Here is an 8,656-nt window from a genome sequence, read left to right on the forward strand (position 1 = left end):
GCTCAGCCCTCCAGGGTATTGAGGAAGTCCATCGCCTCGCGATGGGATTGCTCGGAGGCGGCGCAGGTAATCTTGTCGTCCCCGCCGTTCTTCTCGCTGTAGCGCTGGATCGTGCCGACCACATAGCGGCTGGGCCGACCACAGCTACAGGGTTGATCCCACTCGATGGTGACCTCGTCACCGGTGATGAAACCGCCCCAGTGGATGTCGGCCCCCAGGTCGAAGAACGCCGCGCGCCCCGTCTGGCGACCGTGGCGTGGCAGCGGCTTGCTGGTTTCAGGATCCAGCAGGAATGGAATCGCGGTGTGCGAGAAGTGGTAGTTGCCGTGCTCGCACTTGAGGTGGGAGCCGCTGACCACCTCCGACATGGCATAGGACTCGTTGAGCGTTTTCACCCCAAGAAAGCGCATGACGTCTTCGCGCCAGTTCTCGGGCGGCACCACGCCTTTGGCGCCGCCGGTGGTGATGATGTAGGAGTCGGGATGGAATACACCTTCAAGACCACGTTCCAGACCGGCAACGGCCATGTTGTGCAACAGGTTCCAGGTACCGCCGATGTAGACACGCTTGCCCTTCAGGCGAGTGGCGATGTCATCGAAGAATGCCGCCAGATGCTGCGGCATCTCGACTTGTTGTTGGTCAAAGACCTTTTTCTTGGCCAGCAGTTCGGGCGCCACCACCAGGCGATCCAGCGTGCCATTGGTATGGGCCGCGCGAAGCCTGGCGCCCAGGCGCAGCACGTCGCTGGACAGGGTCGACGGATAGGCCGGGTGGAAATGCGACGGGTCGGGCAACAGTACCCGCACCAGTGAGCCCATGCCGCGCAAGTGGCTTAGGTAGCCTTTGCGGTAATACGGGTACGCGGTGTGCAGATCCGGATCAGGCGTGTCTGCACCGCTCATGTTCCACGCGTAGAGCTTGCGCACTTCGGAGGCCTTTTCGAACTCGCGGGTGCTGCACGGCAGAAACGAAAGCGTCCCGGATGTACCCGAGGTGTGGCTCAGGCACAGCTGCGGAAGTTCGCGGTCCATGGTCTCGAACCAGTCGTCCAGGCCGGTGCAGGTGCTGACATCGACCGCGGCGATTTTTGCCGTCAGCTCAGGGATCACCAATTTGCCCAGCCATTTGTTGATGGCGGCAAAATTGTTCTTTTCCAACAGCGATGGTGGGTAGGACTTGAACAGCGTGTGCTCGAACAGCAATGGCACTACATCATCCAGCTGTTCGATATGCTCGATACCCTCGGCGTCCGCCAGTTTCTTGAGCACCGCGATACGGTCGCGCATTTCCCCGAAGCGGCGCTTGAGCCCCGCCAACTGCAACGCATCGATCTGTTCGACAGGCAATTGCTTCCAGTTTTGCAAGCTGTGCTCGACCAGGGCCGCGGGGTCGCTCAGCAGCAGGTCGACCTGCTCTTCTATTGTTTTTGTCACGGGACAGTCTCCTGGGATTCACTCGTCGCGCCCTGGCCGTTGATGCGCAACGACCTTCATGGCAGGACCAGTCTAGGGACTTCGAGGCTGAGTCTGTTCCGGATTCCGGCATCCGAAAATGCACTGCAACATGCTGTTTTTATTGATTAAATTTCAGCGGAAATGATGGCCGTGAGGGTTTATTCCGGGTCTGCCGTGGTCAGCAGCGCATGGAGCATGCGCGTCAGCAAGTGAACGGTGTCGACATCGAGCAGGTATTCCGGTTTCTCGATCAACAGCGCACGGGGCAACGCCGTGACCGCCTGGTAAGCCAGGAAGCCAGCCTTCTCGCGATCACGCACCAAGACCTGATCGGAAAAGCGCTGCACCAGGGCCGGGATCACCACCGAGATCCAGAAGCGTTCCGGCTTGACGATGTCCAGGCGCACCAGTTCGCCGTAGTAGGCGGATTTGATGCTCAGTTGCGAGTCGATCTGCAACCAGCGATGCAAGGCTGCAAGGCCGGTGCGCAGGATCATTTCGATGCCGTCGTAAAGGGTGGCCGACGCGGGCAACGCGTTGAGGCTGGTGATCATTTGCTGACGGGTATCGGCGCGGTAGTCGTCGAAAATCGCGCCGATCAATGATTCGATGGTGGGGAAATATTCGTAGATGGAGCTGATCGCCACCCCGGAATAATCCGAGAGGCGGTAGATCGACAACGCCTCGCGCCCCTCGCCTTCGAGAATATGGCGTCCGGCGGTTTTCAGGGCGTCGACCAAGGCGACCGAACGTGCCTGCTTCGGTCGCTTGCGTGGCCTCGCCGGCAGTTGCACAACGACATTGTCATGGTTGTTCTGGCCACGAGAGTCCTTGCCCTCGTGGCCAGGCGCAGGATGGACCATGGGTCAGGGCGTCACGACATTGAACGTCGGCTGGAAGTTGCTCAGCATGCCGAGCATCGCCTTGAAGCGTTCGCCATCGCCTTCGAGCTTGACGTCGCCCTGCTTGAGCGCCGTGGGGAAATCCAGTTGGCGCAGGCTGATGCGGTCCAGCACCGCCTTGCTCATGGTCACCGTGGCAACGGGCTGAGCGTGGCTGCTGTTTTCACGATAAGTCAGCACGCCGTTACGCAAGGTCAGGGCAAACTTTTCATCCGGCTCGCTGAAGTTCCAGTTCAGGGTCATGTCATGGCCCTGTGCCTTGTCCGAATCCATGCGCACGGCCAGCAGGTCCATGAACATGGTCGGCGTCGCCGCCCGTATCAAGTCGGCAGCGGAGCGGGCACTTTGCGGTGGCTTGATCTGACGCAATTCCTGCGCACCGGTCAGGTACATGTTGCGCCAGATCGCCGATTCGCTGCGATAGCCCAACTGTTCCAGCGCATCGGCCTGCGCATCGCGGGCGGCCTTGTTTTCCGGTTCGGCGAAGACAAGATGGTTGCCCAATTGCGCTGCCCAGCGGTAATCGCCTGCTTGCATCGCGGATCGCATGAGTTCCAGCACCTTGTCGGCTCCCCCCATGGCCTGCACGTAATGCTTGCCGGCGTCTACCGGAGGCAGCGGATCCAGGTTGGCCGGGTTACCGTCATAGAAGCCCATATAGCGTTGGTACACTGCCCGGGTGTTGAAACTCAGGGTTCCGTAGTAGCCCCTCGCGTACCATTTCTGATCCAGATCGCCGGGCATCTTCTTGACTGCGTCGGCGATTTCCAGCGCCGTCATGCCCTGGTTGAGCAGGTTCAAGGTGCGGTTGTTGATGAAGGCGTACATGTCGCGTTCGTCCGCCAGCATGTTGCGGATATGCTCACCGCCCCAGGTCGGCCAGTTGTGTTGCGCGAACATCACTTGCGCCTTGTCGCCATAACGCACCAAGGCATCATCGAGGAATTGTGCCCAGGCCTTGCCATCACGCACTTCCGCACCACGGGGGGTCAGCAGGTTGTGCAGCGACTTCACGGCATTCTCGGATATGCACAGCGCCTGCATTTGCGGCAGGTAAACGTTCATCTCCGAAGGCGCTTCGGTGCCGGGTGTCAGTTGAAACTCGAACTGCACGCCGGCGATGTCATGGTTTTCCTGTGCTTGAGCAATCAGGTTGGTCGGCGCAATCAGGCTGATGGTGCCCCCCATCGGAGTGCCCTTGCCAATGCCGGTGTCCACCTGGCCACGCTCGCTGCTGGCCACCGTGCCCCCGCTTTGGAACATGCCGCGGCGGAACATGGCGGCCCCCGCCAGCACGTTCTCCTGGATCGCATGCTCCATGAAACCTGCTGGCGCGTAGATACGCACCTTGCCGGCCTTGACGTCAGCCTCGTCGACCACGCCGCGCACGCCGCCAAAATGGTCCACGTGGCTGTGGCTGTAGATCACCGCAACGACAGGTTTGCGGGGGCGATTGCGATAGTAAAGCTCCAGTCCGGCTTTAGCTGTCTCTGTGATGTAGAGCGGATCAATGATGATCAACCCCTCGTCACCTTCGATAATGGTCATGTTCGCCAGGTCCATGCCGCGGATCTGATAGATCTTGTCGGTGACCTGGAACAACCCGGCGAACGCGTTGAGCTGTGCCATGCGCCACAGGCTGGGGTTAACGGTATCCGGCGCCTGTTCCTGCTTGAGGAAATCGTACTGATGGGAACTCCACACCACATTGCCATCGGCATCCTTGATCTCGCCCTCAAAGGCGGCCACCCGTCCACGGCCTGCGGCTTCATAATCGGCACGATCCTGAAACGGCAGTTGCTTGAGGACTTGCTGGTTGACTGCCGCTGTGGTCGGGCTGGCGGGTTTGGCAGGGTTCAACGGGGCGTCCTGCGCCCATGACGGGCCACCGGCCAGGACAACAGCGATGGCAAGAGCAACAAGCGAATAGCGCATACACATTCCTTAACGGTGGATCGCGTCCACGATGGTTGACCTGAAGGCGACCTGCGGCAGTCGTCCTTTGAATCGAGCGTCTTTAAGGAACAGGCTACGCCCGGAAACCGCCTGGCCACCCCCTCCGTTCGGAGGGGGCAGGCAGTAGTTCTCAACCCGGGTGCGCATCCGACACAGAGGCCTGACTGGGCTATCGTAAAATCTTGACCTGACTGATCAGGTTGACTAGTTTCGCGACTCGCCGTGAAGCGAACAGACCCTGGCGCGAGGATAAAAAGTTGCCGGAACAACACGCCAGACATCTGGCCTCGACCAAGTTTTCTCCCCCGCGTATCGGTACCCGCCCCGTGTCTCGCAGCGCCCTGCTCGCGCAGCTCCAGCGCATGCACCACTGCACACTGACGCTGGTCACCGGGGCCGCGGGGTACGGCAAGACCACCTTGCTGACCCAGTGGCGCCAGGACCGGCTCAAGGCCGGCGCGGAGGTTGCCTGGGTTTCGTTGACGGCCGATGACAAGGGTTACATCGCGTTTTGCACGGCGTTTCTTGAGGGGGTTCGGCGCCTGGGCATCGAGGTCGACATCGACCTGTTGCGTGAAGACAACACGCTTAATGCCATCGAGGCCTCGGTCGCGATCATCGTCGATGCGGCGGCCATACTCAGCAAGGAGCTGTACCTGATCGTCGACGACTACCACCATGTGGAAGTCCCCCATGCCCACAAGCTGATGCAGAAACTGCTCGACCAAAGCCCGGCCAACCTGCATCTGGTACTCGCGTCGAGGGTCAACCCGCCCCTGAGCCTGTCGCGCCTGCGGGTCATGCATCAAGTACTGGAGATCGAAAGTGTCGAGCTGCCATTCGACCTCGCCGAGACCCGCACCTTCATCGAAGAAAACCTCGGTCGCGACAAGATCAACGCCGATGAGCTGAGCTTGATCCACGACTTGACCAGCGGCTGGCCGTCCTGCCTGCAACTGATCGTCATCATGCTCAAGAACCGACCCGGAACCCGCTCGGTGCTCAATGACCTGATCTGGCGTTCCAGTGACCTGCAGAGCTACCTCAGCGAAGAAGTGGTGGCGCACTTGCCGGTGGCACTGGTGGAAGTCGCTGAAGCGTTGTCGATCTTCCGTCGCTTCAACGCTTCCATGGCTATCGCCGTGACGGGCAATGCCGACGCCGGCGAGCTGATCCAGCGCATGGAAGACGAGAACCTGTTGATCCAGCGGGTTGACTCCGATGACCGCATCACCTGGTATCGTTTTCAGCCCTTGTTCGGTGAATTCCTCGGCACCCGGCTGGAACGTCGTGGGCGGGATGTGTGCGCCCTGCATCGGCTGGGTGCGCACTGGTTCGCAGAAAACAACTGCCTGACCGAAGCGGTTCGTCACGCTAGCCTGGGCGAAGACATCGACTTCGCCATCCGGGTGATCGAACGGACGGCGCCGGCGACCTGGACCCTGAATTATCTGGCGCCGACCTTGCGCCTGCTGGAGCGCCTGCCCGAAGACGTACTGTTTCGCCATCAGCGCCTTTTGTTCCTGGCCTGCCTCACCGTGTCGTTGACCTCGCGTCCGGGACGGGCGAAGTCCTGGCTCGGCCGATTGCAGGCCAGCGATCTGAGCAAGCATCCCGAATTGGCCAGCGGTCTGCCGCTGATCCACGCCACCATCGCCCTGCAGGACGACGACAGCGAGCACGCCATGCGCGTGCTGGAGCCCGTGCGCGACGCACCAATGGAAAACCCCTTCCTGCGCTATGTGCTGCTGGCAGCACTGGTTGTCGCCTATACGGCGGCAGGCCGCTATGCCGATGCAAGGCGCCTGTTCGACATCCATCCGATCCCGCTGCAGGATCGCAGCAACGACATGGCGCTGGTGGCGGAATCCGCCCGCGTGACCACCTATATGATGGCCGGCGAGATCGCCGAGGCCGAGCCCATGGTCTGCGAATTGCTGGAGCGCTCCACCCGTGATGGCGGGCCTCGTTCGATCTGCGCCAACCTCTGCGCCAGCCTGTTGGCCGATGCATTCTACGAACTGGACCGGATCGATGACGCCCGCGAGCTGATCGCCAATCGTTTTGGCCTGCTGCACTCCTCCATTCCGGACGTGATCGTGCGGACCAACATCAGCCGCAGCCGTCTCGACCTGCTCCAGAAAGGCCCGGATGCCGCCCTGGCCTTTCTGCGCCAGCAAATCGCCCACCTGCGCTGCTTGGGGCAGATCCGCCCGGTGGCCCATTTGCTGGGTGAGCAGATTCGTGTGAGCCTGATCAAGGGCCAGCGCAGTCATGCCGTGGAATTGTTGCAATCGCTTGAAGAGTTGGCCCGTGCGCACGGCAGTGATCTGGGTGGCCGGGCGGAATTACCAGCGATTGCCGCCCTGGCGCGTGCACGGGTGATCAGCCGCGAGGACTCCCAAGCCGCGTTGCAGGCCTTGAATGAGGCGAGGCACTTTGCCGACCGTTTCCACCGCGGCCGGTTCGGTGTGCTCATCGACCTGTTGTCGGCCGGAGTTTTGGAAGACCTTAACCGCCCGGAAGAATCCCTTGCGCAGCTACGTCGGGCCCTGGAAAACGGCCGGCGCCTGGGGCTGGTTCGGACCTTGCTGGATGAAGGTAAGTTGACTGAGAAACTGCTCTCCCGCCTGGCTCAAAGCGCGCTGGAGGATCCCCTTCGGCAGTACGTGGACGAACTGATCGGCAAGCTCACCGGTCCTTGCGCCCCGACCTTTGCCGCGCTCCGCAAGCGCCGCAGCGCGGCCCCCGGGCAGGCGCCACAATTGACCCCGCGTGAATGCGACATCCTCCGTCTCGTCGCCCAGGCCATGTCGAGCAAGCGCATCGCCCTCACGCTGGACATTACCCTGGACACCGTGAAGTGGAACCTGCGCAACATCTTCGCCAAGCTGGGCGTTTCCAGCCGTTACGACGCCATGGTCTGGGCGCGTAACCAGAAACTGATCGACTGACCCCTCTCTTCCGGGGGGGGCTCCCTTCGCTGCCGCGCACCTAACCTCGTAGGACACCGCCGATCCAACGGCCCATCCACGGGGAGACGACATGACACGCCGCCTGCTGTTCAACACCACCCGATCCATCATCATCGAACGGGGCGCTGCTGCCCGCCTCGCCGAACAAGTCCAGTCAATGGGCCATCGCTCCGTGCTGCTGGTCACCGATGCCGGCGTGCTCGCTACGGGCCTGCTCACACCGGTGGAAGGCGGTTTCGCCCGACTGGGCATCGCGCTGCAAGTGTTCAGCGATGTGCAGGCCGATCCACCGGAGTCGGTCATTCTTGAAGCGGTACAAGCCGCTCGCCAATGCGGCGCCGATTGCGTGATCGGCTTCGGCGGCGGTAGTTCGCTGGATGCAGCGAAGTTGACGGCTCTGCTTGCGCGCAGCGAGGAATCGCTGGCCGACATCTACGGCATCGACCAGACCAATGGCCGTCGCTTGCCGCTGATCCTGGTCCCTACCACGGCGGGCACGGGATCGGAAGTGACCGCAGTGTCGGTGATCACCACCGGCGAAGGCCAGAAGAATGTGGTCATTTCCCCTTCCCTGTTGCCTGACATCGCCTTGCTGGACGCGGACCTGACATTGGGATTGCCCCGCTCCGTCACGGCGGCCACCGGTATCGACTCCATGGTGCACGCCATCGAGTCATACACCTCCCGGCACCTGAAAAACCCGATCTCCGACTGCCTGGCTCGCGAGGCGCTACGCCTGCTAGGGGAAAATCTGCAACAGGTGTGCGACAACGGCCAGGACGTGGAGGCACGGGAACAGATGTTGCTCGGCGCCTGCCTCGCCGGCATGGCGTTTGCCAATGCACCCGTCGCTGCCGTGCATGCGCTGGCTTATCCATTGGGCGCCCGCTTCCATATTCCTCACGGCCTGTCCAATTCGCTGGTGCTGGTGCCGGTGATGCGTTTCAACCTGGAGGCTGCGGCATCGCTATATGCCGAACTGGCCGTGATACTGCTGCCAGAGGCGCAAGGCTCGGCCTTGGAAAAAGCCAATGCCCTGATCGATCATCTGGAGGCATTGCCCGGTCGCATTGGCCTGCCGACGCGCCTGCGGGACGTGGGAATCACACTGGACGATCTCGAAGCGCTGGCCATCGACGCCATGAAGCAAGCACGCCTGCTCGGCAACAACCCTCGCGAACTGAGCCTGGATGACGTTCGGGCGATCTACCGGCAGGTGTTCTGACCACAGGCCTGCAGCGACATCCTTCTGTGGGGGGGGGGGGGGGGGGGGGGGGGGGGGGGGGGGGGGGGGGGGGGGGGGGGGGGGGGGGGGGGGGGGGGGGGGGGGGGGGGGGGGGGGGGGGGGGGGGGGGGGGGGGGGGGGGGG

At 62.1% G+C, this 8,656-nt stretch carries 5 protein-coding genes; 2 read left to right on the plus strand and 3 right to left on the minus strand.

The features are described from left to right. Positions 1 to 2: 2 nt before the first annotated feature. The 3 genes from ACSFE6_RS12140 to ACSFE6_RS12150 all read right to left on the minus strand — a co-directional run bounded on the left by ACSFE6_RS12140 (position 3) and on the right by ACSFE6_RS12150 (position 4,291). Complete coding sequence (locus ACSFE6_RS12140; RefSeq protein WP_435427833.1) at positions 3 to 1,433, minus strand: hypothetical protein; 1,431 nt, start codon at positions 1,431 to 1,433, stop codon at positions 3 to 5. Positions 1,434 to 1,612: 179 nt separating this feature from the next. Further along, positions 1,613 to 2,317: a TetR/AcrR family transcriptional regulator gene (locus tag ACSFE6_RS12145; protein WP_435427834.1), complete on the minus strand. Its 705-nt coding sequence runs from the start codon at positions 2,315 to 2,317 to the stop codon at positions 1,613 to 1,615. A 3-nt stretch (positions 2,318 to 2,320) separates the two neighbouring features. Next, the gene (locus ACSFE6_RS12150; protein ID WP_435427835.1) at positions 2,321 to 4,291 is read right to left on the minus strand and encodes an alkyl/aryl-sulfatase; all 1,971 of its coding nucleotides are present in this window, start codon (positions 4,289 to 4,291) and stop codon (positions 2,321 to 2,323) included. A gap of 278 nt (positions 4,292 to 4,569) precedes the next feature. Here ACSFE6_RS12150 and ACSFE6_RS12155 point away from each other — a divergent pair, with 278 nt between their 5' ends. Both ACSFE6_RS12155 and ACSFE6_RS12160 read left to right on the plus strand, forming a co-directional pair. Beyond that, positions 4,570 to 7,266, plus strand: a complete 2,697-nt coding sequence (locus ACSFE6_RS12155; RefSeq protein WP_435427836.1) for a LuxR C-terminal-related transcriptional regulator — start codon at positions 4,570 to 4,572, stop codon at positions 7,264 to 7,266. Positions 7,267 to 7,357: 91 nt separating this feature from the next. Continuing rightward, entirely contained in the window at positions 7,358 to 8,512 is a 1,155-nt protein-coding gene (locus tag ACSFE6_RS12160) for an iron-containing alcohol dehydrogenase (RefSeq protein WP_435427837.1), read from the plus strand. The last annotated feature ends 144 nt before the right edge of the window (positions 8,513 to 8,656 follow it).

Source organism: Pseudomonas baetica (genome assembly GCF_051216495.1).
GTDB lineage: Bacteria > Pseudomonadota > Gammaproteobacteria > Pseudomonadales > Pseudomonadaceae > Aquipseudomonas > Aquipseudomonas baetica_B.